Source organism: Actinoplanes nipponensis (assembly GCF_016862275.1).
Taxonomy (GTDB): Bacteria; Actinomycetota; Actinomycetes; order Mycobacteriales; family Micromonosporaceae; genus Actinoplanes; species Actinoplanes nipponensis.
Genome location: NZ_BOMQ01000043.1, coordinates 98,779 through 124,102, shown reverse-complemented (window position 1 = coordinate 124,102; position 25,324 = coordinate 98,779). Strand labels below are relative to the sequence as shown.

Here is a 25,324-nt window from a genome sequence, read left to right as displayed (position 1 = left end):
TCCGCCATCTATGGCCGGGAGGCCCGCACGAGGAACCGGTGGGCGGTGGCCGTGTACTGGCCGTGGGTGCGGATCATCGCGTCGATCCGGCGCAGCGCCCGCTCGTACCGCTGCGGGGTGAAGTCCCGGATCTGCCAGGGCACCGCGCGCAGCTGGTAGACCAGTGCCCCGATGTCGTGGAAGGTCAGCGGCGGCCGCTCCTCCCGCACGTCGGTCACGGTCAGCCCCGCGGCCTCCAGCGCGGCCACCGCCTCGGTCGCCGTCCAGTTCGCCGCGTACGGCGGCGGCGCGCCCAGCTCGGCGTTGAGGTCCCGGAGGTCGTCGCTGCCGACCTGCTGGCTCAGCAGGGTGCCGCCCGGCTTGAGCAGGCGCGCGATGTCCGCGGCGGGCAACCGGCCGTGCCGGCTCAGCACCACGTCGAACTCGTTCTCCCCGCCCGGCAGCTCGGTGACCACCGACACCCCGAACGGCGTCAGCCGGTCCCGCGCGACCGGCACGTTCGGCGCCCAGCCCTCCACCGCCACGGTGTGCGCGGGCAGTGGCGCCAGCTCCACGAGCAGCTCACCGCCGCCGGTGTCGAGATCGAGCAGGCTCTCCGCGGCCCGCAGCAGCGGCCGGGCCAGCGCCGGGTACGACCAGGACGGGTCCGAGCCGACCGCGCGGCCGTCGAGCCAGGCGAACTCCCACCCGGTGATCGGCACGCCCGAGGCCTCGCCGACGAGCTGGTCGTACTCCGGTGCAGAGCGCATGCCCGACGGTAACCGGGCGGCTCCGCCCGGCGCGAGCGGGTTCCTCCCGGCCTACGATCCGGACATGATGCCGGACTGGCTCGGCTCGCGCGGCCTGCTCCGCGCCGGCCCCACCGCCGGACGGCCCTCAGGCCGCGACGGCTTCGATCCGGCCCAGCAGGCTCGGCCAGCCGCCCCCCATGCCCTTCAGGGCGGGGCTGTCCGGCGCGAAGCCGGCGTGCCGGAGGAACAATCGGGTCCCCGCGCCCTCCGGCTCGAGCCGCCAGGTGATGGTGGTGTCGAGGGAACCCTCGGCGAACGTGTAGCTCAGCAGGCGCCCGGGGTCGACCTCGAGCACCTCGCACGGCTGCCGCCCCCAGCTGCCCATGTCGAGGGTGAAGCGGTGGCCCACGATCGGCTTGATGTCGCCCGCGGCCCACCAGCGGGCGAGCAGCTCCGGCTCGGTCAGGGCGCGCCAGACGGCGGCGGGCGCCCGGGCGATGAACTGCTCCAGCTCGATGTCCTTGGTGTCGCTCATCGGTCGTCTTCCTCCTCGACAAGGTCCCGCAGCGCGGCCAGGCGGTCCCGCCAGTAGCGCTCGAACGGGTGCAGCCATTCCTGCACGCCGGCCAGCGGCTCGGCGGCCAGGTGGTAGTAGCGGTGCCGGCCGCGCGGCTCCTCGCGGACCAGCCCGGCGTGGCGCAGGACGGCCAGATGTTCGGAAACGGCGGGCCGGCTGAGCGCGAAGTGCCCGGCGAGCTCGCCGGCGGCCCGGGGGCCGTCGCGCAGGGCAACCAGCAGTCCGCGCCGGACCGGGTTGGCCAGCGCCGCGAAGACGTCACCGTCGGGCATGCCGCCATAATGCGTCGGAGATCCCCGACATGTCAACAATCTCCGACAGGTTGCGGCCGGTCACTCGCCGATCGAGTCGAGGATCTTGCGGGCGTCGTCGTCCAGGCGGACCCGGCGCGTCGTCACGTTGTCGATCAGGTGGCCCAGCGACGACGTGCCCGGGATGAGCAGCACGTGCGGGCCCAGCTCGAGCAGCCAGGCGAGCGCCACCTGGGACGGCTGGGCCTCCAGCCGCTCCGCGACGGCGATCAGGTCGGGGTGGGTGAGCAGCCGGTTGACCCCGCCGAAGGCCGAGCCCAGCGGGAAGAACGGGACGAAGGCGATGCCCAGCTCCTGGCACTCCCGCAGCAGCGGCAGCGACTCGCGGGCCAGCAGGTTCAGCGCGTTCTGCACGCACACGATCTCGGTGCGCTGCACCGCGTGCACGAGCTGCTCGCGCGAGACGTTGCTGAGCCCGATGCCGGCGATCAGGCCCTCGTCGCGCAGGGCGATCATCGCGTCGAGCTGCTCGTCGAAGGCCTGGCCACCGTCCATCAGCCGCAGGTTGACCGCGTCGAGCCGGTCCACCCCGAGCGAACGCAGGTTGGCCTGCACGCCGGCGCGCAACTGCTCGGGCTCCAGCGCGGGCAGCCAGCGCCCGGTGCCGTCCCGGGCCGCACCGACCTTGCTGACCAGGACGAGATCCTCCGGGTACGGCGCCAGCGCCGCCCGGATCAGCTCGTTGACCACGTCCGGCCCGTAGTACTGGGCGGTGTCGATGTGGTTGACGCCCAGCTCGACCGCCTTGCGCAGGACGTCGGCGGCGGCGTCGCGGTCGCGCGGCGGCCCGAAGGCGCCGGGCCCGGCGAGCTGCATGGCGCCGAAGCCGATCCGTCGCACCGAACGGTCACCGAGCGGAAAGGTGTCATCAGTCACGACCCTCACTCTACGATTTCCACCCGGTTCCGCCAGGGGACGCCGAAATGCCCGGCCGGCCCGCTCAGGCGCAGAGGCCGGCCAGGATCTCCCGGACCGTCTCCGGCGCCTGCCGCAGGGTCGCCCGGCCGACCGACAGCTCGCACCGCACCACCTCCGGGTCCCCGGTGGCGAAGGCGTACGGCCATACCCACAGCCCGGTCTCCTCGGAGATCCGCTTCGCGTTGGCCCGGAAGCGCTCCGCCGTCGTGGCGAACAGCAGATGCATCATCGGCGTCTGCGGCGGATCGGGCACCACCCGTACCTCCGGCACCCCGGCCAGCGCCGCGGCGATCGCCCGGGCGTGCGCCAGCCGGGCCGGCATCTCGGCCAGCGCAGGGCCGAGCAGCGCCAGCGCGGACGCCGCGCCCGGCCACAGCGCGAACAACGTCCCGCCCAGCCGCCCCCGCCACTCGCGGAGCTGGGCGACCTCCGCGGCCGGCCCGGCCACGCAGCACCCCGGCAGCGCCCCGACGCCCTTGTAGAAGGAGACGTACACGGTGTCGAAGAGCGCGGCGACCTCGGCGGGGGACCGCTCGTAACCGGCGGCGGCCTCCCACAGCCGGGCCCCGTCGAGGTGCACGGCCGCGCCGCGGTCCCGGGCCCACCCGGTCTGCGCGACCAGGTCGTCCCACGGCGGCAGCGCCCCGCCGAGGTCGCGCTGCGGCAGCTCCAGCAGCAGCGCCGCCACCGGCTCGGCCACTCCGGCCAGGTCGTCGAGGCCGAGCAGCCGTTCCAGCTCGCCGACCGGGCGCCCGACGAGCTGGTGCAGCCGGGCGTAGCCCTGCCCCTCGTGCCGGTCGAGGTGCGAGTACGGGTGCCACACGATCGTGCGGCCGGTGCGCTGATCGGCGTGCACGCGCAGCGTCGCGGCCTGCGCCATCGTGCCGCTGGGCAGGAACACGGCGGCCGGCTTGCCGAGGAGGGCGGCGACGTGCTCCTCCAGCTCCGCGACCACGCCGCCCTCGCCGTACAGGTCGGGGAGCACGTCGGGATCGATCGAGGCGAGCAGCTCCGCCGGCCGGACCAGGCCGTTGCCGAGCAGGGAGTCGGTGCACGCGGCCCGCCGGGCGCTGATGTCGTCATCCACCGCGTCAGTGTGTCGTGTTCCCGCCCGCGGCGTCAGGCGGTCAGCGGCGTACCGGCATGAGGACGGAGTAGGAGCCGGCGCCGTGGACCGCCAGGGGTTTGATCGGGCCGTCCAGCTCGAGCACGAGCTGGCCCGCGCCGCCCGCGTCCAGCGCCTCGAGCAGGAACTCGCGGTTGACCGCGACGTGCGCCTGCTCGTCGGCCGCCCAGTCGGCCTCGGCGGCCACCCGCAGCGCGCCGGCCCGGTCCAGCGCCAGCAGCGTCAGGTCGAAGGGCCGCCCGTTGTGCTCGCGGGAGACGGCGGGCGCCGCGTCGACCGCCGACCGCAGCGCCGCCACGTCGACCGTCACCCGGCGGGAGCCGGTCGCGCCCAGGTCGATCAGCCGGCGGTGGTCAGGGAAGTCGACCGGGAGCGGCGCGGCCTCGATGCGCCGGCCGCCGGCCTCGGCGGCCAGCGTCCCGGGGGCCAGGGTGAGCACCGCCGGGCCGTCCCCGTCGAGCAGCGTGCGCAGCTCGTCGACGAAGGGCAGCGGAACGACGAGCCGGGCCGGCGGTCCGGAGACGGCGGCGGCGGCCTCGGCGACGGCCAGCCGGTAGCGGTCCGTCGCCACCACGGTCAGCCCGGCCGCCTCGGTCTCGAACAGGACGCCACCGAGCATCGGCAACTCCGGGTCGGCGCAGGCGGCGAAGCGGACCGCGGCGAGCGCGGCGGCCAGGGCGGCGGCGGACAGGGTGACACTGGTCATGACGGTCTCCTCCAGGTCGAGCAGGGCGTGGACGCGGGAGAGCTCACGACGGGCGTCGGCCAGCCCGTCCTCCAGCCGGCGGAGGTGCTCGTCGAGCAGCCGGCGTACCGCCGGGGGGTCGGCCAGCTCGGCGACCGCCCGGGTGATCCCGGCGACCGGCATGCCGACCCGGCGCAGGCCCGCGACCAGGCGGGCCGCCCGGAGCTGGTCGTCGCTGTAGCGGCGGTAGCCGGTCGCGGCGTCGACCTCGGCCGGGACCAGCACGCCGGCCCCGTCGTAGAACCGCAGCGCGCTGACGCTCAGGCCGCTGGCCCGGGCGATCTCCCCGATGCTGTGCCGTCCCGGGCCGGCCATGTCGTCGCTCTCCACCTCCGGAACCCTGCCGCCTCGACCTGCTCGAGGGTCAAGCGCCTGTGCGATCGTGCTGGCATGGCGCGTGACGTGGTGATGGTGAACGGTCTGCCGGGATCGGGCAAGAGCAGCCTGGCGCCCCGGCTCGCCGCCGCGCTCGGCGCGGCCTGCCTCGGCCCGGACCGGATCAGGGAGGCGCTGGCCGACGCCGTGGTGACCGAGGTGCCGCGGCTCGGCGCGGTGGCGAGGGAGACCATGTGGGCCCTGGCCGCCGAGGTGAGCGGCATGGTGGTGGTGGACGCGTGGTGGTTCCGGCCCCGCGACCTGGAGGCGGCCCGCGCCGGCGTGGCCCGGTCCGGGGCCGGCGCGACGGCCGAGGTCTGGTGCGACGTGCCCGCGGAACTGGCCCGGAGCCGCTACCTCGCACGCAAGCGGCACTCGGTGCACGCCGACGCCGAGAAGCTGGCCGCGCAGTGGGGCAGCTGGGCCGACGCCGCCGAACCGCTCGCGCTCGGCCCGGTGATCCGGGTCGACACCAGCCGCACGGTCGACATCCGTGCCCTCGGCGACGAGGTGCGAGCCGCCCTCTGGACGAGCTGACGGAGTGCCGGCGGCGCCTTCCGCCACCCCCGGGTCACCGGGAGGCGGCGGAAGGCGTCCGTCCCGGTCAGTCGGTGACGGTTCCGGTCACCGGGCCCAGCTCGGGCGGGTCCTCGTCGCCCCAGCCGGCCACCGCCAGCTCGAGGCGCACCAGTTCGTCCGGCTCGTCCACCGAGTCCACCACCGTCGGGATGGTCAGCTCCCCGGTCACGTCCCCGGGCTGCACCCCGGTCCAGGGCGCCAGGGCGGTCTCCGACAGCGGCCGCGACGGCAGCGGCTCCTCGCCGGTCTGCTCGGTGAACCAGACCGGGTCGACGTCCGTGCTGGACAGCTCGGCCCCGCCGGCCGGCGGCCGTACGCCGCCCTCCACCCAGATCCAGGTCTCCGCGGGCGCGGACAGCCGGATCCGCCAGGACAGCGTGCCGCCCTCGGCCACGCGGTCCCGGACCGGCTCGACCGTGATCGTCGGCGCCGGATCGTCGTCGGTCACCAGCACCCCGCCCTGGTAGTCGCCGATCACCGTGCCGCGGACGGACTTCGCGGCGAGCACGGTCTGCTCGCCGGCGCCGTAGAGCTTGTCTCCGGTCACCTCGACCGGCACCCGGATGGTCCGGGCGCCCGGGCGGATCGTGGCCAGCCAGGACCGGGTCTCGACGGAGTCCTCGCCGGTGAGGAACAGGCGGACCTGCCCCGCGCCCCGCCCGGTCACCTTGACCGGCACCTGGTACGTGCGGCTGCCCGAGTCACCCTCGACGACCTTCAGCTCGCCGATGTCGACCCGGGGCAGCGAGACGGGCCGCACCGCCGGGGAGCCCGGCCGCCACCCCCACGCGTCGATCAGCCAGGCCTCGCCGCCGGCGCTGCGCGGCGTCAACTGCAGCGTCGCCACCGGGCCGCGGAGCCGCTTGAGCGGCACCCGGACCTCCTGGCCCCAGTGCGCCGTGGTGTTCGCCGTGCCGGGCAGGCCGTTCAGGCTGACCTCACCCAGCTCGGTACGGTGGCCGGCCGGGTCGGTGACGGCGACGCCGAACCGGTTGCCGGTCGTGTTGGGCGGCACCACCAGCCGCAGGGCCAGCTCCCGGGCGCCGGCGAGGCTGACGGGCCGCCCCGGGCGCAGGGTGACCGGCTTGCCGGGGCCGGACCAGACCATGTCGACGGCGTAGCGGCCGGGCTCGCGCGGGAAGCCGAACGGCACGAAGTGCGGCGACGGGCTGAACCAGCTGTCGGAGGTCAGGCACGCCCGGGCCGCATCGTCGGTGACCTGCTCGCACAGGCGCCCGCCGGTGACCTTGACGGACCGGTCGGGCAGCACGGCCGGGGTCCGCCCGGCGCCGATGGCGTGGCTGAGCACCCGGACCGGGTCGGCGGACCGGGCCCGTACGCCGGTGCCGTCGAGCAGCGGCCGGACCCGGTCGTCGCCGCCGGCGAAGAGCCGCGCGGCCGCCGCGATGTACGTCGCACCCACCGCCTGCTCCTGGCGGGCCGTGAGCCGGGTCGCCGTGCCCGGCGAGCACACCGGGTCGGCCTGTTCGCTGGAGAAGTCGTCGAAGGACGGCGCGGCCGACTGGCCCGGCGTCCACTCGGTGTTGAAGAAGTTGTGGTTCGCGCCGATGACGTACAGCGCGCTGTGCAGCGCCCGGCCCCGGCTGACCCCGCGGGTGCCGTCCACGAAGATCTGGCCCTGCAGGTCGGCGACGTCGCCGTCGCAGCCGGGCAGGATCGTCGCCGACGGGACGTCCGGCACGGGGTTCTGGCCGAAGATGGTCGGCCCGATCAGCAGCAGGCCGCGGATGGTCCAGCGCACCTTGCCGTGGTAGCCGTCCTGGGCGGCGGGCGGCGGGGTGAGGCTGTCCATGGCGGCGCGGCTGACGCCCTCGCCGCCGCGGGAGTGTCCCATGAGGAGCACCCGGGACAGGTCGGCGCGGGGCGCGGACCGGACGATGGCCGGGGCGCCCGCACGTCCCGCTCCGGCCCAGTCGGCCCAGCGCGCGAGGTGCAGCCGGACCAGGGAGGAGCGGGCCTGGGCGCCGCCGTCGTCGGCGTTGCGGTCCTGTCCGTTCACGCCGTTGGCCGAGATCGAGACGGTGATGTAGCCCTGCGAGGCCAGCAGCTGCTGGGCCTGCAGGTAGCCGCGGTGGCTGGGTACCGGCACGGTGCCCTTCCGGCACGGCCAGTCACCGGTGACCGCGTCCTCGTCGGCGCCGTTGAAGCAGGTGTAGTGCCGCCCGTGCAGGAACAGGGCGATCGGGCGCTTGCCGGGCGCGCCCCGGGGGGCGACCACGACCCCTCGCATCTCGACGGGTTGGGGGAAGTCGGGCAGCTTCACCCCGGCCAGCGCGTACTCGCCGCTGACCGTGCGGTACGGCCCCTTGACGCCGGGGTCCACTTTGTTCGGCGGAAGCGGCTGGGGCTGCGGCGCCGGTGCCGTAGCCGCCCGCCGGCGAGCCGACGGCGGGGGTGTGGCGTCCAGGCGCCGCCCGCCCGCACGGACCTGGAGGTCCCGCAGGCCGTCGGCGTGCTCCAGCGGGAGCCGGAACGTCCGGTCGTCCGGCGCCGCCTGCGGCCGGCCGAGCCGGCGGTCGCCGGCGTAGAACTCGACCGCGGCATCACCTATCGGGATGCGCCGGTCGGACCGCCAGGTCAGGTGGCCGTCCGCGACGGACCAGCCGTCGCCGGGCACCGGATCGGGCGGCGCGGCCCACGCCTGTCCCGCCCCCGTCACGAGTAGAGCCGCGGCCAGCGCCGCCGATACGAGAAGTTTCCGCATACGTCCGTGTCTATCGAATAGCCGCAAATAGTTCGATTAACGGCTAACCAAGCAGCGTGACGGCCACTGCGGTCATGACCACCGCGATCACGCCGTCCAGCACCCGCCAGGCAGCAGGCCGCGAGAGCACGGGTGCCAGCCGGTGGGCGCCCAGGCCCAGTGCAGAGAACCACACCGCGCTGGCCGATGCGGCTCCGATCCCGAACAACCACCGGTGCGGGTGCTGCTGCGCCACCGAGCCGAGCAGCAACACGGTGTCGAGGTAGACGTGCGGGTTCAGGTAGGTCAGCGCGAGGCAGGTGAGCAGCGTCGCGCGCAGCGTGGCCGGGGCCTGCCCGGCCGCTCGCAGCGCGCTGGGCCGCCACGCCCGCTTAGCGGCCAGCGCCGCGTAGGTCAGCAGGAAGGCGGCCCCGGCCCAGCGGATCACGGTCACCGCCGCGGGGCGCGCGGTCACCACCGCGCCGAGCCCGGCGATCCCGGCGGCGATCAGCACCAGGTCGGAGACGGCACAGGTCAGGACGACCGGCAGGACGTGCTCCCGGCGCAGGCCCTGGCGCAGGACGAACGCGTTCTGCGCGCCGATGGCGACGATGAGCACGACGGAGGCCGCGAAGCCGGCGAGGGCGGAGGTGAGCACGTGGTCGACGCTAGGCGGCCGGCGTGATGTACTCCAGCTAAAGATTCTTCACGATGATAAGGAATTCTGTCCGTGGACGCGGTGCAGCTCGCGACGTTCCAGGCGGTGATCGAGGCGGGCAGCTTCGAGGCGGCGGCCCGGGCGCTGCACGTCACCCCGTCCGCGGTCAGCCAGCGGATCAAGGCGCTCGAGCAGGCCGTCGGGCAGGTGCTGGTCCGGCGGGCCAAGCCCTGCGAAGCCACCGAGGCGGGCCAGGCCCTGGTCCGGCTGGCCGGCCAGGTCGCCCTGCTGGAACGCGAAGCGCTGGCGGCGGCCCGCGGCGTGCCGGGCGGCGGCGGGCGTACCCGGATGTCGGTCGTGGTGAACGCCGACTCGCTGCACACCTGGTTCCTGCCCGCGCTGGCCGCGCTGCCGGCGGAGCCGGCGCTGAGCTTCGAACTGCACCAGGACGACCAGGACCACACCGCGGAACTGCTGCGCGCCGGTACGGCGATGGCGGCGGTGACCGCGCAGCACGGGGCGGTGCAGGGCTGCCGCGTGGAGAACCTGGGCGCGATGCGCTACCTGGCGGTGGCCGCCCCCGGGCACTTCACCGGTTTCGCCACCACGCCGATGCTCGTCTTCAACCGCAAGGACCGCCTCCAGCACCGGTTCCTGGAGGCGCTCGGCCGGCCCGGCCTGGACCCGCCGATCACCTACGTCCCGGCGGCGCACGCCTACGTCGAGGCGATCCGCCTGGGCCTGGGCTGGGGCATGATGCCCGAACAGACCGCCCGCGAGGACATCGCGGCCGGCCGCGGCGTGGACCTGGCCCCGGGCCGGCACCTGGACGTCCCGCTCTACTGGCAGTACTGGCGGATGGAGTCGGCGGCGCTGACGGCCCTGACCGCCGCGGTCAAGGCCGTCGCCGCCGAGGCGCTGCGTTAGTCGTTGGCGTGCAGGGCGGCGTTGAGCTCGATGCCCGTGCCCTTGCGCGGCCGGGCCTCCAGGGCGCCGGTCACCGAGTTGCGCCAGAACAGCAGGCCGTTCACGCCCGACAGCTCCCGGGCCTTGACGACCCGGCCGTCCGGCAGCGTCAGCTTCGACCCGGCGGTGATGTAGCACCCGGCCTCGACCACGCAGTCGTCACCGAGCGAGATGCCGATGCCGGCGTTGGCCCCGAGCAGGCTGCGCTCGCCGATCGACACCTTGTCCTTGCCGCCGCCGGAGAGCGTCCCCATGATCGACGAGCCGGCGCCGACGTCGGAGCTGTCGCCCACGACCACACCCTGCACGATGCGGCCCTCGACCATCGAGGTGCCCAGCGTGCCGGCGTTGAAGTTGCAGAAACCCTCGTGCATGACGGTGGTGCCGGCGGCCAGGTGGGCGCCGAGCCGCACCCGGTCGGCGTCGGCGATGCGGACACCGGAAGGCGTGACGTAGTCGGTCATCCGGGGGAACTTGTCGACCCCGTAGACGGCCAGGTGCCGGCCGGCGGCGCGCTCGATGAAACGCAGCTCGTCCACCCGGTCCGGCGGGCACGGCCCGGCCGAGGTCCAGGCGACGTTGGCCAACATGCCGAAGATGCCGTCGAGGTTCTGCTCGTTCGGTCGCACCAGCCGGTGCGACAACAGGTGCAACCGCAGGTACGCGTCCGAGGCGTCCTTGATCGGGTCGGCGAGCGAACCCACCTCCACCCGCACCTCGACCGTGCTGAGGCCGGCGAGCGCCTTCGGGCCGGTGAGCCCGGCGGGCAACGTGGGCGCCTCGGCCGGGACGGCGCCGAGGCCGAGGAAGCCGGCCGGATACCAGGTGTCGAGCACCTGGCCCTCGGCGGTGACGGTGGCGAGGCCGATGCCCCAGGCGGGCGAGGTCGAGATCGCGGTACTCACGCAGCGAACCCTACTAGGACGGGACAGCGCCGGTGGCGCCGGTTCAGTAGGGTCCGGCCGGTGAGAAGGGTGTTCGTGTGGTCGCTCGCCGTGGTGATCATCGTGGTCGCCGGCGGCTGGGGCGTGCTGACGCTCCGGGCGCACGCCATCTTCGGCACCAAGATCACCGAGGGCGAGCCGGCCGTGCGGGTCGGGCCGGGCGACCGCTTCTCGCTGGCGGTGCCGGACCGCGGTGCGTCCGTCGGCGACTCGTGGTCGGCCACCGTCACGCCGGCAGGGGTGCTCGCCGCCGAGGGCAACCGCAAGGTCATGAGCAACTTCTGGGATCGCGTCCTCGGTCCAGAAGCGGGCGGCGGCGGCGGAACCCGGTACTTCACCTACACCGCCGAGGCCCGGGGCACGGCGCGAGTGACCTTGGCGAACTGCTTCCAGGGCTGCCGTGACGACTATTCCCGGGGCATCTCCCGCAGCGTCACCTGGACGGTCACGGTCGGCTGAGCCGGGCGTCGATGATCGCGGCGACGGCGTCGAGCCAGTCGGCGAACACCCGGTCGTCGCCATGCGCCACGACCAGCCACGGGCGGACCACCTCGGTCTGCTCCGGGGCCGGCATCGGCTCGGCCAGCCGGGCCGCGACCTCGATGCCACCCCGGCGGACGATCTCGGCCAGGAAGCGCACGGACCTCGGCCGCACCCCGGCCCCGGCGGCCTGGAGCGCCGCCGGAGCCGCGGCGCCGAGCAGCAGCTGCCGGGCCGGTTCGGTGGTGCGCAGGGCGGCGGCGATCGCCTCGGGGACGTCGACGGAGAGCAGCTCCGCGTCGCTGCTCAGGCCCGCGGGGCTCATCAGCGGGCCGCCGCGGGCAGGCGCACAGCGGTCGGCTCCCGTGGGACGTCCGGGTCGATGCCGTCAAGGCGGCCGTCGGTGAAGTCCCGTTCGGTGACCCAGTAGGTGTACCCCCACGGGTTGTAGATCTGGAGCTGGTGGCCCGAGTGCCCGATGACCATCAGCTGGTGGCCCTCCCGCCCCTCGTCGACGGAGAGCGGAACCGGCCGGCCCTCGTCGACCGCGCTCTCGATCCGGGGCAGCACGCTCGCCCGGGACTCCGCGCTCCGCGTCTCGACATCCTCGTAGCGCACGCCGAGGCTTGGGGCGATCTCTTCGTTGGCGATCGCCTCGGACTGCTCGTCGGTCATGCCGTCGCGGTGCAATGTCTTCTGGCCCCAGCTCCGGCCGTCGTCGTAGACCCTGACCTGCTCGTCGCGCAGCCGGTCGGCGAACGCGCCGGGATTGTCGAACTGCGGGTCCCCCGGGTGACCACCGGTGGTGAGCTGCAGGGCGTAGAGCGGGTCGAGCTGAGCCCGGGCCGTCACCGTCGAGGAGGCCACACAGGTCGGCAGTTGACCCTGCTGCCATTCCGCGCCACCGAACTCGTTCGGCTGCACCCCCGGGGTCGGGTTCTCCACGTCCGGGGACAGGGGGCTCAGGTGCTGCCGCAGCCATTCCGGATCGTCACCGTGACCCGCGATCAGCTGGTCGAACCCCGCCACCCCGGCCACCGGATACCCCGCCGCCAGCACCTTCAGCAGATAGGCCCGGTGCTCCGGGGACAACGCCGCCGCCAGCAGCCCGGTAATCCGTTCCCGGTCCTCGTCGCTCATCGCCGCCAGCGCCTCGGCCGCCCGCCGGTCCATCGCCGGGGTCAGCACCGGCGTCTTCGGGACCATGGTCCGGGTCCAGCCGGCCCCCGCGATCACCACCTCGTCCACCGCGGACAGCGGCGAGTCGCTCAGCCGCCCGGTACGGGCCTGTGTCTCGATCTCGTGCAGCGCCGTCGCGAAGTCCTCCGCCGCGTTGCGCATGGCGACGTGCCGGTCGACCCGGCTGTCGATCCGCGCGATGGCCGCCGCGTGCTGGCCGCGCATGACCTCGCCCTCGTACGCCAGGTTGGGCACCTCGCCCCAGCTCATCGCCCCGACCGTGGCGGCGATCTGCGCCAGCTGGGCGGCGTCCGCCCGGTCGTCGGGCTCGGTCTGCACCTGTTCGGCGTGCTGCCGTACCTGGGCGCCGACGGCCCGGAACGCCGTCAGGGCCCGGAACATGTCGTCGGCGACCGCCGTCAACGCCTCGTTCGCGCTCACGTGGGTGTCGCCGGCCCAGACCTCGCTGATGCCGGCCCGGCGCAGCGGCTCGACCGCGTCCAGGGCCTGCTCGACCGACTGGGCGACGGCGTCGCAGTAGTCCGCGATCATGCCCAGTTCGCCGGCGTCGCCGCCGAACGTCGGCACGGCCGCGGCGGCGGCGCAGGCCTCCGCGAGCTCGTTCGCGCCCCACACGCCGTGGGCGTCGTGGATGTCGTCCTGCAGATCCTCCAGCCGCTCCAGCTCGTCGCTCATCGGCTGCCGGCCAGCCGTCCGGCGCCGCGCGCGTCGGCGGCGTCGTAGTCGTCGGCGGCCGCGTCGAGGGAGTCGGCCAGTTGCCGGGCCGCCTCGGCCATGACCTCGGTTTCCTTCTCCCAGGCGGCGATCGCCGCGCGGTACGGCCCCGGGGTGGTGTAGGTGTCGAAGGCCCCGCTGACCCGGAAGTCGCGTTCGGGCCCGCCGGCCTGGATCCCGGCCCGGCGGAGGTGCTCGGCGACCTCGCCGCGCAGCTTCGCCGCCGCCGCCCGCAGTTGCGCTGTGTCGACCTGCATCGCCCTCGCGCCTCCCCACGCTCCGGACCCGGAATCCTAGTGGGAGAACACCGCCCGTGTCCGTCCCGTCTCGCTGCGCACATCGGCCGGCGGCCTCAGCCGCGGGCGGTAATGTGCCGCCCATGGCGAACCCGCTGACCCCTGACGTGCTCGTCGATCCTGTCGTGCTCACCCGCACCCTGGTCGACATCGAGTCCGTCTCCCGCGGCGAGAAGGACATCGCCGACTGCGTCGAGGATGTCCTGCGGCAGGCGCCGCATCTGCGCACCGAGCGGTACGGCAACACGGTCATGGCCCGCACCGAGCTGGGCCGGGCGCAGCGCGTCGTGCTGGCCGGCCACCTCGACACGGTCCCGATCAACGACAACTTCCCGTCGACCGTGGTCGACGACCTGATCTACGGCTGCGGCGCCTCGGACATGAAGTCGGGCGTGGCCCTGGCCCTGCATCTCGCGGCGACGCTGCCCGCGCCGGGCTACGACGTGACCTATCTGTTCTACGAGGCCGAGGAGATCGAGTCGGAGTTCAACGGCCTGCGCCTGGTCTCGCAGGCGCACCCGGAGTGGCTGCGGGCCGACTTCGCCCTGCTCCTGGAGCCCACGTACGGCGTGGTCGAGGCCGGGTGTCAGGGCACGCTCAGCGCCCGGATCCACCTGCGGGGCCGGCGGGCGCACGTGGCGCGGGCCTGGCGCGGCGTCAATGCGATCCACGCGGCCGGTGAGGTGCTGCACCGGCTGGCCGACTACCGTCCGCGCACGGTGACCATCGACGGGTGTACGTACCGTGAAGGGTTGAACGCCGTGCGGATCGCCGGCGGGGTGGCCGGGAACGTGGTTCCCGACGAGTGCGCGGTGGACGTCAATCTGCGCTTCGCGCCGGACCGTTCCGAGGGGCAGGCGCTCGATCATCTGCGGGAGGTCTTCGCGGGCTTCGACGTGGCGGTGACCGATTCGGCGCCCGGGGCGCTGCCGGGGCTGGACGCCGCGCCGGCGCGGGAGTTCCTCGCCGCGGTCGGTGCGGAGCCGGCCGCGAAACTGGGTTGGACCGATGTGGCGCGGTTCGCCGCGCTGGGCATTCCGGCGCTGAACTACGGGCCGGGCGATCCGGCGCTGGCCCACGCCCCGGACGAGCACGTGGAGATCGGCCGGATCCGGGACGGCGCGGCCACGCTGCACCGTTGGCTGGCCACGTACGAGTAGAAGTCAGGCCGGGTCGGCCGCGGGCCGGGGTATCTCCACCGTGGTCTCGGGGTCGAAGGACGCCTCCGCGCCGGGTGGGGGCAGGGCGAGGGCCATCCGGCGCTCCTCGACCACCAGGCGGATGCGCCGCTGCATGCGGCGCTGCATCTTCATGCGCTCGTAACGGGTCATCACGGTGGCTCCTCTGCCCAGATGCCCGGCGGCAAGCCGGGCGCCGTGCCTGCGCCGTGCGGGATTCGGTAACTGTACAGACGCTCCAGAGCTACCGTCCGTCGCTTCAATCTGGCAAAAAGGCCGCGGTGTCGCAATCCTCTTGCCGAAACCCAGCCGGTTATTCACCGGTTACGGACCGTCCGCACTACGGTTGTTGCCATGACGGACAGCACCAACGGCCGCAGGCGGGTACCCCCGGAGCGTCATCGCGGCGCCGTCACGCTGCGGCGTGAATCGATGCCGCTCAGCACGGCGGACGAGAAACTGCTGGATTCCCACCATCGCGGGGAGTGGAAGACCAAGGACGCCTGGCGGGCGCTGCGCATCCTGTCGGAGTTCGTCGAGGGCTTCGACACCCTGGCCGACCTGCCGCCCGCGGTCAGCGTCTTCGGCTCCGCCCGCAGCTCCCCGGACAGCCCCGAGTGCGAGCTGGCCGCCGACCTCGGCGCCGCACTGGCCGAGGCCGGCTACGCGGTGATCACCGGCGGCGGGCCGGGCGTGATGGAGGCGGCCAACCGCGGCGCCACCGAGGCCGGCGGCATGTCCGTGGGGCTGGGCATCGAGCTGCCGTTCGAGCAGGGGCTGAACGACTGGGTCGACATCGGCATCGACTTCCGCTACTTCTTCGTCCGCAAGACCATGTTCGTCAAGTACGCGCAGGCGTTCGTCGTGCTTCCCGGCGGCTTCGGCACGCTCGACGAGCTCTTCGAGGCGATCACGCTGGTGCAGACCAGGAAGGTGACCCGGTTCCCGGTGATCCTGATCGGCACGGAGTACTGGGGTGGCCTGCTGGACTGGATCAAGGGCCGGCTGCTGGTCGACGGCAAGGTCGGCGAGGCGGACATGGACCTGATCATGTTGACCGACGACGTCGAGGAGGCGGTGCGGATGATCGTGGACGCCGATGCCGCGCTCGCCGAGAACGGGACCAGGTGACGTGGCGGCGATCTGCGTCTTCTGCGCCTCCTCCAGCACCCTCGACCAGCAGTGGCTCGACCTGGCCAACCAGCTCGGCAAGGCGCTCGGCCCGCGCGGGCACACGCTGGTGTCCGGCGGCGGCTGCGTCGGCATGATGGGCGCCCTCGCCGACGGGGCCCGGGCGAGCGGCGCGCACACGCTGGGCGTGATCCCGCAGTCGCTGGTCGACCTGGAGGTCGCGGACACCCGGGCCGACGAGCTGATCGTGACCACGGACATGGGTGCCCGCAAGAACATCATGATCGAACGGTCGGACGCGTTCATCACGCTGCCCGGCGGCCTCGGCACGCTCGACGAGCTGTTCGAGGTCTGGACCACGGCGACGCTGGAGCTGCACCACAAGCCGATCATCCTGCTCGACCCGGCGGGCTTCTACGACGGCCTGTGGAGCTGGCTCTCCGGGCTGGCCGAGACGGCGTTCGTGCGGCATGCCGCGCTGGCCCAGGTCACCGTGGTCAGCTCGATCGAGGCGGCGCTGGACACCATCGAGGCGGCCGGCGGGCCCTGACCGCCGCTCCGGGCGGCCGGTACGAGTCGGGCGAGACGTCACGCCGGGGCAGGGGATCCCGCCCCGGCGTGACCAGGGGCCTCGGCAGCCCGCCGGGCGACACGGGGGCGCGCCGAGGCACGCTCCCACCGGCCGCGCTCGCCCCGGGCTTCGCGCGACGACTTCGATGCTGCCGAGGCAGGCCCGTTGCTCTCGGCCCTGCCGGACCGGTGCGACTCCGGCTGCCGGTCCGGCAGGGGGCTCATTGAGTATCGGTATCGACGTACCGGTATCGACGTTGGTAGCTCTGCTAGATGGGTTTAGCCAACGTTGCTCCGGTCGCCTGAGAACGTCAAGAGGTCAACGGGCAGTTACCCTTCTGAGACGTTTTTCTCCCGGAGGCCCATCGGCGATCGTCTGTCGGCACGCGCGTGGAAGACTTCGGTTCATGCCCCCGCAACGGGCGACCCTGCTCCAGGTCGCGCAACGGGCCGGTGTGTCCCGCAGCACGGCGTCCTTCGTCCTGGCCGGACGCCACGTGGACATGCGCATCTCCGAAGACGCCCGGCAACGGGTGCTCCGGGCGGCCCAGGAGCTGGACTACCGGCCGAACCTCATGGCCCGGAGCCTGCGCACCAAGGTCACCAGGACCATCGCGCTGGTCTCCGACACGCTCGCGTCCGACCCGTACGCCGGCCGCGCGATCCACGGCGCCCTGGCCGCGGCCGTCGCCCACGGCCACCTGCTGTTCATCGGCGAGACCGAGGGCGACTCGGTCGTCGAGGAGAAGCTGATCTCCGACTTCCTGGACCGGCAGGTCGACGCCTTCGTGTACGCGAGCATGTTCACCCGCTACGTGCGCGTGCCCAAGCTGCTCCAGGGCCGGCCGGTGGTGCTGCTCAACTGCCTGACCCGGGCCGCCCGGCCGACCTGCCACTCGATCATCCCGGACGAGGTCGCCGCCGGCTGGAGCGCCGCCAAGGTGGTCGCCGAGGCCGGCCACCGCGAGGGCATCCACCTGGTCGGCAACCCGGCCCACCACGTCTTCGCCGGCCGCGAGCGCCTGGCCGGCATCCGCGAGGGCTTCGGCGCGGCGGGCATCAAGCTGGCCGGGACGATCGCCTGCGAGTGGTGGCCCGACTCGGCGTACGAGGCGGTCAGCGCCGCGCTGGCCGCCGGACCGCCGCCCAAGGTGCTGATCTGCCTCAACGACCGGGTGGCGCTGGGGGCGTACCAGGCCCTGCGCGAGGCCGGGCTGACCATCCCCGACGACGTCTCGGTGCTGTCCTTCGACGACTCCGACCTGGCGGCCTGGCTGCGGCCGCAACTGACCAGCATCTCGCTGCCGCACTACCAGCTCGGCTGGCAGGCGGTGGAGACGCTGCTCGACCCGGCCGGCCGCGATCGGCCCGCAGTGCGCCGGGTGTCGATGCCGGTCCGGTACCGCGCCTCGATAGGCAAGCCCTGAGCGGATTCCGTCGTACCCGCGTGGTCTCATTGGTGCCGTGACCTCGACCCCCGCGGTGGTGCGCCGGCCGGCGTACCGGCTCGTCCGCCGCGCCGCCGCCCCGGCGGACGCGCTGCGCGACGACCCGCTGCAGCGGTACGTGGCCGGCCACACCGACGGCCCGCTGCTGGTGGTCGGCGGCCCGGGGACGGGCAAGACGACCGTGCTGGTCGAGGCGGTCGCGGCCCGCATCGCCGAGGGCGTCGACCCGGAACGCATCCTGGTGCTGACCTTCGGCCGCCGCGGCGCGAGCGCGCTGCGGGACCGGATCGAGGCCCGCATCGCGGGCCCGACCTTCCACGAGCCCCTGGTACGCACGTTCCACGCGTACGCCTTCGGGCTGCTCCGCCGGGCGGCCGCCGAGCGCGGCGAGCCGTCCCCCCGGCTGCTCACCGGCCCCGAGCAGGACCTCGTCATCCGCGAGCTGCTGGCGGTGGTCGGCGAGGCGGAGGGTGCGGACGCGGTCCACTGGCCCGAGGCGCTGCGCCCGGCGCTGCCCACCCGCGCCTTCGCCCAGCAGCTGCGCGACCTGATGCAGCGCGCCGCCGAACGTGGCGTGGGCCCGGTCGACCTGGCCCGCCTGGGCGAGCGGCTGGGCCGCGACGACTGGCCGGCGGCGGCCCGCTTCATCCGGGAGTACGTCGCGGTGCTGGCGCTGCGCGACGCGACCACCCGCGGCTCGACGGCGTACGACCCGGCCGAGCTGGTCCGGGCGGCCTCCGGGATGCTCGCCGACGACCCGGAGCTGCTGGCCGCGGAGCGCCGCCGGCTGGCCTACGTGTACGTCGACGAGCTGGCCGAGACCGACCCGGCGCAGATCGAGCTGCTGCACCTGGTCGCGGGCGGCGGCACCCCGCTGGTGGCGTTCGGCGACCCCGACTCGTCCGTGTACGGCTTCCGCGGCGCCGACCCGCAGGCGGTGACCGCCTTCCCGCAGCGCTTCCGCACGGCCTCGGGGGCGCTGGCGGAGGTCGTCACGCTGCACACGAATTACCGGGCCGATCCGGAGATGCTGTCCGCGACGGCTCGCGTGTCCCGGCGCATGCGGGGGGCGCAACGGCATCGCTTCCTGCACCCGCCGCCTGCGATTCCTGTTCAGGGGGTGCGGGAGGCCGGTGCGGGCCCGGAGACCGGCTCGCCCCCGGAGGGCGATCCTCACCGCGCGGATGAGTCGCCCCTCGAGGGTGGTCCCCATCGGGAGAGCGATCCGCGCCCGGGGGATGACGCTCGCGCTGAGGGCGACCCGCTTCCGGCGGGAGGATCCGAGCCGGCGGCCGTCGGTGACGCGGCCGATGACGCCGGGCGAACCGCCGGCGACTCCGCCGGGGCGGAGCGGGTCGTCCCGGGCGCCATCGTGCGAACGTTCCGGTCCCCGACCAGCGAGACCGCCTACATCGCCCACGCCCTGCGCGAGGCCCATCTGCTGCACGGCGTGCCGTGGTCCCGAATGGCCGTGGTGCTGCGGTCGACCATCCTCCAGCTGCCCCCGATCCAGCGGGCCCTCTCCGCCTCCGGCGTTCCGACGGTCACCCACTCGGAGGATCTGCCCCTGCACCTGCAACCCGCTGTGGCGCCGTTCCTGCTGCTCCTGCGGTGCGCACTCGAGCCGGACGTCCTCGACGAGGAAGCGGCCGTGGCCCTGCTGCACTCGTCCCTGGGCGGCGCCGACCCCCTGGCCGAGCGCCGGTTGCGGCAGGGCCTGCGCGCGCTGGCCCTGGCCGCGGGCGACCGCAGGCCCTCGGGCGAGCTGCTCGTCGACGCGCTGCGGGACCCGGCCGGCCTGGACGTCGTGGAACGCCGCTGGGCGGTGCCGGCGCAGACCGTGGCCCGGCTCATCGCCGTCGCCCGCTCCGCGGCGGCCACCCCCGGCGCCACTGCCGAGCAGGTCCTGTGGGAGGTCTGGCGGGCCAGCGGCCTGGCCGAGCGCTGGTACGCCCTGAGCACCCGCGGCGCCCCGGTGGAGCCCGCCGGCGAGGGCGGGCGCGCCCGGCAGTGGCGGGCCGAGGCGGCCGACCGTGACCTGGACGCGATCGTGGTGCTCTTCGACGCGGCGGCCCGGTTCGTGGACCGGCTGCCCGGCGCCCGTACCGAAGTCTTCCTGGACCACGTCCTCGGCCAGGACCTGCCCGCCGACTCGATCGCCCCGAGCGCCGACCGTGGCGAGGCGGTCCGGCTGCTCACCGCGCACGCGGCCAAGGGCCTGGAGTGGGACGTGGTCGTGCTGGCCGGCGTCCAGGAGGGGATCTGGCCCGACCTGCGGCTGCGCGGCAGCCTGCTGGGCTCGGAACGCCTGGTCGACTACCTGGCCGGCCGGGCCGCCGCGGGAGCCGCCGCGGTCGTCGGCCAGACGTCGGCGCTGCTGGACGAGGAGCGACGGCTGTTCTACGTGGCCGCCACCCGCGCGCGGCAGCAACTCATCGTGACGGCGGTGGCCTCGGCCAGCGTGGGCGGATCCGACGGCGAGGAGCAGCCGAGCCGGTTCCTGGCCGAGCTGGCCCTGCCGGACCGGCGCGGCGGCCCCGACCCCGAGCAGCCGCCGGATCCCGGCCCGACCGATCCGGGCCCGGCCGACCCCGACGACCCGGGCCCCACCGAACCCGACCCCGACCCCTGGGACCCGATCCCCGCCGCCGGCCCGGCCCCGTCCAGCGCGGGCTCGGCTGACCCTGCCCCGGCCGGCGCGGGCTCGGCTGACCCGGCCCGGTCCGGCGCGGGCTCGGCTGACCCGGCCCGGTCCGGCGCGGGCGTGGCTGACCCGGCCGGCGCGAGCCCGGCCGACCTGCCCCCAGCCGTCCCGGACCCGGCACGCGTGCCGCCGGCCGGCCCGCACCCCCCGATGGAGGACCGGGACCAGCCCCCAGACGGGGACGAACCCCCGGACGCCCCGGACCCCGTCGCCGACGAAGCCGACTTCCAGCTCCCGCTGGGCCGCCCACCCCGGGCCCTCACCCTGTCCGCGCTCGTCGCTGAGCTGCGTACCGCCGTCGTCGCCCCCGACGCCTCCCCGGCCCGGCGCCATGCCGCCGCGGCCGAGCTGGCCCGTCTCGCCGCCGCCGGTGTGCCCGGGGCCCATCCCGACGAGTGGTGGGGTCTGCGGTCGCTCTCCGACGACCGCCCGCTGGTCGAGGAGGGCGAGCCCGTCAAGGTGACCCCGTCGGCGATGGAGAGCGCGCTGCGCTGCAGCCTGCGCTGGCTGCTCGAACGGCACGGCGGCGCCGCCCCGGCCGGGCCCGCGCAGGGTGTCGGCAACCTGGTGCACGCCGCCGCGATGCTCGCCGAGGACGCCAATGCGGACCGGGAGCGGCTGGTCGAGTACGTCTCGGCGCGTTTCGACGCGATCGAGCTGGCCGCCCGCTGGCTCGCCGGACCCGAGCACGAGCGCGCCCAGGGCATGGTCGACAAGTTGCTGCGCTGGCTGGCCAGGAACCCGCGCCGGCTGCTGGCCATCGAGCACGAGTTCACCGTGCGGCTCGACGACCCGAACCGGCCGATCCAGCTCACCGGGCGGGTCGACCGGCTGGAGGTCGACGAGCAGGGCCGGCTGGTGGTCATCGACCTCAAGACCGGCAAGAGCACCGCGGTGTCGGCCGGCGACGTCGACGAGCACGCGCAGCTGGCCGGCTACCAGGCCGCGGTGGACGCCGGCGCGTTCGAGGAGTTCGGCGGCGAGAGCGGCGGCGCCGCGCTGGTGCAGCTGGGCCCGACCAAGGAGGCCCGCGAGCAGATGCAGCTCCCGCTGGCCGAGGCGACCGACCCGAACTGGGCGTACGCGATGGTCCGGCGCACCGCCGACACCATGGCCGCGGCCACCTTCTCGGCCGTGGCCAACAACAAGTGCCGGGTCTGCCCGGTCCGCACCAGTTGCCCCATCTCCGGCCAGGGCCGGCAGGTCGTCGAGCCGTGACCCAGCCCAGCCTGTTCGCCGACACCCCCGCCCGGCCGCGCCGCCGGGCCGACTCGGGGCCCCGCTACACCCCGATCGAGCTGGCCCGGCTCCTGCGGCTGCACGCGCCCACCCCGGAACAGGCCGCGATCATCGCGGCGCCGGTCGAACCGGTCCTGGTGGTCGCCGGCGCCGGCTCCGGCAAGACCGAGACGATGGCCTCGCGGGTGGTCTGGCTGGTCGCCAACGGGTACGCCCACCCGGATGAGATCCTCGGCCTCACCTTCACCCGCAAGGCCGCGGGCGAGCTGGCCCACCGGGTACGCACCCGGCTCGGCCAGCTGATCCGGCGGCTCGGCCAGCAGGACGCCCTGGCCGGCGAGCCGACGATCTCCACGTACCACTCGTACGCGGCCCGGGTGGTCACCGAGCACGGCCTGCGCGCCGGGTACGAGCCGTCCGCCCGGCTGCTCACCGAGGCGGCCCGCTGGCAGATCGTCGACTCGCTGGTGCGCTCGTACACCGGGGAGATGACCGGGGTGAACCGCGCGCCCGGCACGGTCACCGACGACGTGCTGGCGCTCTCCGGCGAGCTGGCCGAGCACCTGGTTACCCCGGACGAGCTGGCCGCGTGGACCGGCCGGTTCTTCGCCGACGTGCAGTCGCGGCCGGGCCGGGTCTACAAGGACGTCAGCGACATGCTGCAGCGCCAGCAGCACCGGCTCACCCTGCTGCCCCTGGTCCGCCTCTACGACCAGCGCAAACTCGACATCGAGGCGATGGACTTCGGCGACCAGATGGCCCGCGCCGCCCGGGTCGCCCGGGACCATCCGGAGGTCGGCGCCATCGAGCGCGGCCGGTTCAAGATCGTGCTGCTGGACGAGTACCAGGACACCAGCCACGCCCAGGTGGTGCTGCTGAACGCGCTGTTCGGCGGCGGCCACCCGGTCACCGCGGTCGGCGACCCGTGCCAGTCGATCTACGGCTGGCGGGGCGCCTCGGCGGGCACCCTCGACCGGTTCCCCGCCGAGTTCACCGGCCCCGGCGGCCGCGAGGCGTGGGTGCTCAACCTGACCCGGAGCTGGCGCAACCGTCCCGAGATCCTGCGGGTGGCGAACGCGTTGTCGCGCCCGCTGCGGGCCGCCGGCGCCCGGGTCGCCGAGCTGATCCCGGCCCAGCGGGTGGCCGAGCGGGTCGGTGGGCGCACGGTCGCGTGCGCGCTGCTGCCCACGTACGCGGACGAGGCCGCCTGGATCGCCGACTCCATGCTGGCCGCCTGGCGGGCCGCGGCCCGGCTGCCGGACGCCCTGCCCGGCGACATCCCGCTGGAGAAGCGGCCCACCAGCGCGGTGCTGGTGCGGGTGCGCAGCCAGATCGCGGCGATCGAGGAGGCGCTGCGCGCCCGGGGCCTGCCGGTCGAGGTGGTCGGCCTGGGCGGCCTGCTGGACACCCCGGAGGTACGCGACATCGTCTGCACGCTGCGGGTGCTCGCCGACCCGACGGACGGCGCCGCCCTGCTCCGCCTGCTGACCGGGGCCCGTTGGCGGATCGGACCGCGGGACCTGGTCGCGTTGCACCGCCGGGCCCGGGCGATCGCCGCGGCCCGGGTGTCCGGGACGACCGGCGACGAGCCCGAGGACGTGGTCGCGGACCGCTTGGACGACGCGACCCTGGTCGAGGCGATGGCCGACCTGGGCGCGCCGCAGCAGTACTCGCAGGAGGGGTACGCGCGGCTGCGGGCGTACAGCCGGGAGCTGGCCGAGCTGCGGCACCGCCTGGACCAGCCGCTGCCGGACCTGGTGGCCGACATCGAACGAACCATCGGCCTCGACGTGGAGGTGGCCGTCCGCGGCTGGGGCGCGGGCGACGCGGGCCTGGCGCGCGGCCACCTCGACGCCCTGGGTGACGTCGCGGCCCGGTACGCGGGCGACACGGACGGCGGCACGCTGGCGGGCTTCCTGGCCTTCCTGGCCGCGGCCGAGGAGGAGGAACGCGGCCTCACCCCGGGCCAGGTCGACGTGGTCGAGGGCGCGGTGCAGATCCTCACCGCGCACGCCGCGAAGGGCCTGGAGTGGGACGTGGTGTCGGTGGCCGGCCTGACCAGGGGCGTGTGGCCCGGCATGACCCGGGGCTCGGACCACTACCTGATGGGTATCGGGGTGCTGCCGTTCCCGCTGCGCGGTGACGCCGACGGGCTGCCGGAGCTGGACCTGGCCGAGGCGCACGACCAGAAGGACGTGGCCGGGGCGGTGACGGCGTTCGGCCGGGCCTGGCGGGAGCACGACGAGCGCGAGGAGCGCCGGCTGGCGTACGTGGCGGTGACCCGGCCGCGCCGGCTGCTGCTGTGCTCGGGCTACTGGTGGGGCGACGGCGTGAAGAAGCCGCGCGGCCCGTCGGTGTTCCTGACCGAGATCCGCGCGACCTGCCTCGACGGGGCGGGCGTGGTGGAGGAGTGGACGCCGGAGCCCGCGGGCGACGCCACCAACCCGAGCGCCGAGCTGGTGGCGACGGCGGAGTGGCCGTCGGACCCGCTGGGCGCGCGCCGGCCGGCGATGGCGGCTGCGGCCGACCTGATCCGGCGGATGATGGTGAGCCCGGACCCGGCGGCGGCCAAGGCGTTCGTGGAGCTGGCCGCCGCGGATCCCGAGGTGGCGTCCCGGGCCGGCGAGGCCGCGGGCCTGATCGGCCGGCTGCCGGCGGAGGGCGACCCGTTGGCCGTCCCGCACCGGCCCGGCCCATCGGCGCCCGGCGGCGAGGCGGTGGCCGGTGGCGAGGCGGTTGGTGGCGGCGGGAGGGTTGTTGGCGGGGAGGCCACGCCCGGCGGTGGGGCTCCCTCCGGTGGCGAAGTGGCGGCCAGCGGCGGGGCAGCGGCCGGTGGCGAGGCGGTGGCCGGGGGCGAGCCGGTGTCCGGTGGCCGGGAGGCGGCCGGTGGCCGGGAGGCGGCCGGTCGAGAGGCGGCTACCGCCATCGGGGCCGCGGCGGAGGGTGCCGGGGTGACCGGTGCCGGGGGACCCGCAGCGGCGGCCGAGGGCTCCGGCGCCAGCGCCCACGCGGACGATCCGGACATCGCGCGGTGGCGGCGGGAGGCCAGGATCCTGCTGGCCGAGCGCGACGAGCGGGCCCGCCACGACGGTCCGCTCGAGGTCGCCCTGCCGCCGCACATCTCCGTCTCGCAGCTCGTCGTGCTGCGCCGTGATCCGCAGGCCCTGGCCCGGTCCCTGCGGCGGCCGCTGCCGCACCGGCCCGCGCCCCACGCCCGGCGGGGCACGGCCTTCCACGCGTGGCTGGAGCAGCGCTACGGCTCGGTGCGGCTGCTCGACGTGGACGAGCTGCCCGGCGCCGCGGACGACGACGCGGCCGCCGACGAGGAACTCCTCGCGCTGCAGGAGGCATTCCTGGCCGGGGAGTGGGCCGACCGGACCCCGATCGAGGTGGAGGTGCCGTTCGCCACCACGGTCGCCGGGGTCGTGCTGCGCGGGCGGATGGACGCCGTCTTCGCCGAGCCGGGCGGCCGGTTCGACGTGATCGACTGGAAGACCGGCCGCCGGCCCGCGGCCGCCGATGCCGCTGCCGCGACGGTGCAGCTCGCGGCGTACCGGATCGCCTGGGCGGCCCTGGCCGGCGTGCCGGTGTCGCGGGTCCGGGCCGGCTTCCACTACGTCCGCGACGGGGTGACGGTCCGCCCGGCGGACCTGCTGGACGCCGAAGGGCTGGCGGCGCTGATCGAGGAGGTTCCCGAGGCCGGCCGCTGAGCGCCCGACCGGCGCGCCGC

Annotated in this window: 22 protein-coding genes; 9 read left to right on the top strand and 13 right to left on the bottom strand. The window is 74.9% G+C overall.

From position 1 onward, the window contains the following. Positions 1 to 8 precede the first annotated feature (8 nt). The 6 genes from Ani05nite_RS17545 to Ani05nite_RS17520 form a co-directional block, all read right to left on the bottom strand. Positions 9 to 749, bottom strand: coding sequence for a class I SAM-dependent methyltransferase (locus Ani05nite_RS17545; protein ID WP_203769541.1), 741 nt, complete (start codon positions 747 to 749; stop codon positions 9 to 11). Between the two features lie 127 nt (positions 750 to 876). After that, complete coding sequence (locus Ani05nite_RS17540; RefSeq protein WP_203769539.1) at positions 877 to 1,266, bottom strand: SRPBCC family protein; 390 nt, start codon at positions 1,264 to 1,266, stop codon at positions 877 to 879. Continuing rightward, positions 1,263 to 1,580 (bottom strand): ArsR/SmtB family transcription factor, encoded by a 318-nt coding sequence (locus tag Ani05nite_RS17535; RefSeq protein ID WP_203769537.1) that lies wholly within the window; start codon positions 1,578 to 1,580, stop codon positions 1,263 to 1,265. Before Ani05nite_RS17535 ends, Ani05nite_RS17540 begins: the two co-directional genes overlap by 4 nt. 60 nt (positions 1,581 to 1,640) lie before the next feature. Continuing rightward, complete coding sequence (locus Ani05nite_RS17530) at positions 1,641 to 2,495, bottom strand: oxidoreductase (RefSeq protein WP_203769535.1); 855 nt, start codon at positions 2,493 to 2,495, stop codon at positions 1,641 to 1,643. Between the two features lie 64 nt (positions 2,496 to 2,559). Further along, the gene (locus tag Ani05nite_RS17525; RefSeq protein ID WP_203769534.1) at positions 2,560 to 3,624 is read right to left on the bottom strand and encodes a threonine aldolase family protein; all 1,065 of its coding nucleotides are present in this window, start codon (positions 3,622 to 3,624) and stop codon (positions 2,560 to 2,562) included. Positions 3,625 to 3,664: 40 nt separating this feature from the next. Then, positions 3,665 to 4,723, bottom strand: coding sequence for a DNA polymerase III subunit beta family protein (locus Ani05nite_RS17520; RefSeq protein WP_203769607.1), 1,059 nt, complete (start codon positions 4,721 to 4,723; stop codon positions 3,665 to 3,667). 75 nt (positions 4,724 to 4,798) lie between these two features. Between Ani05nite_RS17520 and Ani05nite_RS17515 the strand changes: the two genes are divergently transcribed. Continuing rightward, on the top strand, positions 4,799 to 5,320 hold the full coding sequence (locus Ani05nite_RS17515; RefSeq protein ID WP_203769532.1) for a P-loop nucleotide/nucleoside kinase family protein: 522 nt from the start codon (positions 4,799 to 4,801) through the stop codon (positions 5,318 to 5,320). Positions 5,321 to 5,387: 67 nt separating this feature from the next. On the opposite strand, the gene Ani05nite_RS17510 is transcribed toward Ani05nite_RS17515, so the two are convergent. Together Ani05nite_RS17510 and Ani05nite_RS17505 are read right to left on the bottom strand one after the other, a co-directional pair. Beyond that, on the bottom strand, positions 5,388 to 8,087 hold the full coding sequence (locus Ani05nite_RS17510) for an alpha/beta hydrolase family protein (RefSeq protein WP_203769530.1): 2,700 nt from the start codon (positions 8,085 to 8,087) through the stop codon (positions 5,388 to 5,390). A gap of 43 nt (positions 8,088 to 8,130) precedes the next feature. Then, entirely contained in the window at positions 8,131 to 8,724 is a 594-nt protein-coding gene (locus Ani05nite_RS17505) for a LysE/ArgO family amino acid transporter (protein ID WP_203769529.1), read from the bottom strand. Between the two features lie 72 nt (positions 8,725 to 8,796). On the opposite strand from Ani05nite_RS17505, the gene Ani05nite_RS17500 reads away from it, so the two are divergent. Further along, on the top strand, positions 8,797 to 9,651 hold the full coding sequence (locus tag Ani05nite_RS17500) for a LysR family transcriptional regulator ArgP (RefSeq protein WP_203769528.1): 855 nt from the start codon (positions 8,797 to 8,799) through the stop codon (positions 9,649 to 9,651). Here the strand turns inward: Ani05nite_RS17500 and dapD are convergent. Beyond that, positions 9,648 to 10,595 (bottom strand): 2,3,4,5-tetrahydropyridine-2,6-dicarboxylate N-succinyltransferase, encoded by a 948-nt coding sequence (gene dapD / locus Ani05nite_RS17495; RefSeq protein ID WP_203769527.1) that lies wholly within the window; start codon positions 10,593 to 10,595, stop codon positions 9,648 to 9,650. The genes Ani05nite_RS17500 and dapD overlap by 4 nt on opposite strands. Before the next feature lie 60 nt (positions 10,596 to 10,655). On the opposite strand from dapD, the gene Ani05nite_RS17490 reads away from it, so the two are divergent. Next, positions 10,656 to 11,093: a protease inhibitor I42 family protein gene (locus Ani05nite_RS17490; RefSeq protein ID WP_203769526.1), complete on the top strand. Its 438-nt coding sequence runs from the start codon at positions 10,656 to 10,658 to the stop codon at positions 11,091 to 11,093. Here Ani05nite_RS17490 and Ani05nite_RS17485 read toward each other — a convergent pair. From Ani05nite_RS17485 to Ani05nite_RS17475, 3 genes are read right to left on the bottom strand one after another with little or no spacing between them, the layout of a single operon-like run. Beyond that, entirely contained in the window at positions 11,080 to 11,439 is a 360-nt protein-coding gene (locus Ani05nite_RS17485) for a hypothetical protein (RefSeq protein ID WP_203769525.1), read from the bottom strand. The genes Ani05nite_RS17490 and Ani05nite_RS17485 overlap by 14 nt on opposite strands. Next, positions 11,439 to 12,989, bottom strand: a complete 1,551-nt coding sequence (locus tag Ani05nite_RS17480; RefSeq protein ID WP_203769524.1) for a hypothetical protein — start codon at positions 12,987 to 12,989, stop codon at positions 11,439 to 11,441. The genes Ani05nite_RS17485 and Ani05nite_RS17480 overlap by 1 nt, the downstream gene beginning before the upstream one ends. Further along, a complete protein-coding gene (locus Ani05nite_RS17475) occupies positions 12,986 to 13,285 on the bottom strand; it encodes a type VII secretion target (RefSeq protein WP_203769523.1) in 300 nt (99 codons plus the stop codon). Before Ani05nite_RS17475 ends, Ani05nite_RS17480 begins: the two co-directional genes overlap by 4 nt. A 122-nt stretch (positions 13,286 to 13,407) precedes the next feature. On the opposite strand from Ani05nite_RS17475, the gene dapE reads away from it, so the two are divergent. After that, on the top strand, positions 13,408 to 14,484 hold the full coding sequence (gene dapE, locus Ani05nite_RS17470) for a succinyl-diaminopimelate desuccinylase (RefSeq protein ID WP_203769521.1): 1,077 nt from the start codon (positions 13,408 to 13,410) through the stop codon (positions 14,482 to 14,484). A gap of 3 nt (positions 14,485 to 14,487) precedes the next feature. Here dapE and Ani05nite_RS17465 read toward each other — a convergent pair whose 3' ends face one another. Further along, positions 14,488 to 14,658: a hypothetical protein gene (locus tag Ani05nite_RS17465; protein WP_203769611.1), complete on the bottom strand. Its 171-nt coding sequence runs from the start codon at positions 14,656 to 14,658 to the stop codon at positions 14,488 to 14,490. 198 nt (positions 14,659 to 14,856) lie between these two features. Here Ani05nite_RS17465 and Ani05nite_RS17460 point away from each other — a divergent pair, with 198 nt between their 5' ends. The 5 genes from Ani05nite_RS17460 (at position 14,857) to Ani05nite_RS17440 (ending at position 25,304) form a co-directional block, all read left to right on the top strand. Continuing rightward, positions 14,857 to 15,633, top strand: a complete 777-nt coding sequence (locus Ani05nite_RS17460) for an LOG family protein (protein WP_203769520.1) — start codon at positions 14,857 to 14,859, stop codon at positions 15,631 to 15,633. A gap of 1 nt (position 15,634) precedes the next feature. Next, positions 15,635 to 16,183: an LOG family protein gene (locus Ani05nite_RS17455; protein WP_203769519.1), complete on the top strand. Its 549-nt coding sequence runs from the start codon at positions 15,635 to 15,637 to the stop codon at positions 16,181 to 16,183. A gap of 427 nt (positions 16,184 to 16,610) precedes the next feature. Continuing rightward, positions 16,611 to 17,630 carry a LacI family DNA-binding transcriptional regulator gene (locus Ani05nite_RS17450; protein WP_203769518.1) on the top strand — a complete coding sequence of 340 codons (1,020 nt, stop codon included), beginning with the start codon at positions 16,611 to 16,613 and terminating at the stop codon, positions 17,628 to 17,630. 37 nt (positions 17,631 to 17,667) lie between these two features. Then, positions 17,668 to 21,573 (top strand): ATP-dependent helicase, encoded by a 3,906-nt coding sequence (locus Ani05nite_RS17445; RefSeq protein WP_203769517.1) that lies wholly within the window; start codon positions 17,668 to 17,670, stop codon positions 21,571 to 21,573. Then, positions 21,570 to 25,304, top strand: a complete 3,735-nt coding sequence (locus Ani05nite_RS17440) for an ATP-dependent helicase (protein WP_203769516.1) — start codon at positions 21,570 to 21,572, stop codon at positions 25,302 to 25,304. Before Ani05nite_RS17445 ends, Ani05nite_RS17440 begins: the two co-directional genes overlap by 4 nt. Positions 25,305 to 25,324 lie beyond the last annotated feature (20 nt).

What these genes read in the sequence shown, in the direction of transcription:
- Ani05nite_RS17545 (WP_203769541.1), bottom strand. Translation starts at nt 749, where the DNA reads ATGCGCTCTGCACCGGAGTACGACCAGCTCGTCGGCGAGGCCTCGGGC.
- Ani05nite_RS17510 (WP_203769530.1), bottom strand. Translation starts at nt 8,087, where the DNA reads ATGCGGAAACTTCTCGTATCGGCGGCGCTGGCCGCGGCTCTACTCGTG.
- Ani05nite_RS17480 (WP_203769524.1), bottom strand. Translation starts at nt 12,989, where the DNA reads ATGAGCGACGAGCTGGAGCGGCTGGAGGATCTGCAGGACGACATCCAC.
- Ani05nite_RS17460 (WP_203769520.1), top strand. Translation starts at nt 14,857, where the DNA reads ATGACGGACAGCACCAACGGCCGCAGGCGGGTACCCCCGGAGCGTCAT.
- Ani05nite_RS17475 (WP_203769523.1), bottom strand. Translation starts at nt 13,285, where the DNA reads ATGCAGGTCGACACAGCGCAACTGCGGGCGGCGGCGGCGAAGCTGCGC.
- Ani05nite_RS17450 (WP_203769518.1), top strand. Translation starts at nt 16,611, where the DNA reads ATGCCCCCGCAACGGGCGACCCTGCTCCAGGTCGCGCAACGGGCCGGT.
- dapE (WP_203769521.1), top strand. Translation starts at nt 13,408, where the DNA reads ATGGCGAACCCGCTGACCCCTGACGTGCTCGTCGATCCTGTCGTGCTC.
- Ani05nite_RS17540 (WP_203769539.1), bottom strand. Translation starts at nt 1,266, where the DNA reads ATGAGCGACACCAAGGACATCGAGCTGGAGCAGTTCATCGCCCGGGCG.
- Ani05nite_RS17515 (WP_203769532.1), top strand. Translation starts at nt 4,799, where the DNA reads ATGGCGCGTGACGTGGTGATGGTGAACGGTCTGCCGGGATCGGGCAAG.
- Ani05nite_RS17485 (WP_203769525.1), bottom strand. Translation starts at nt 11,439, where the DNA reads ATGAGCCCCGCGGGCCTGAGCAGCGACGCGGAGCTGCTCTCCGTCGAC.
- Ani05nite_RS17535 (WP_203769537.1), bottom strand. Translation starts at nt 1,580, where the DNA reads ATGCCCGACGGTGACGTCTTCGCGGCGCTGGCCAACCCGGTCCGGCGC.
- Ani05nite_RS17520 (WP_203769607.1), bottom strand. Translation starts at nt 4,723, where the DNA reads ATGGCCGGCCCGGGACGGCACAGCATCGGGGAGATCGCCCGGGCCAGC.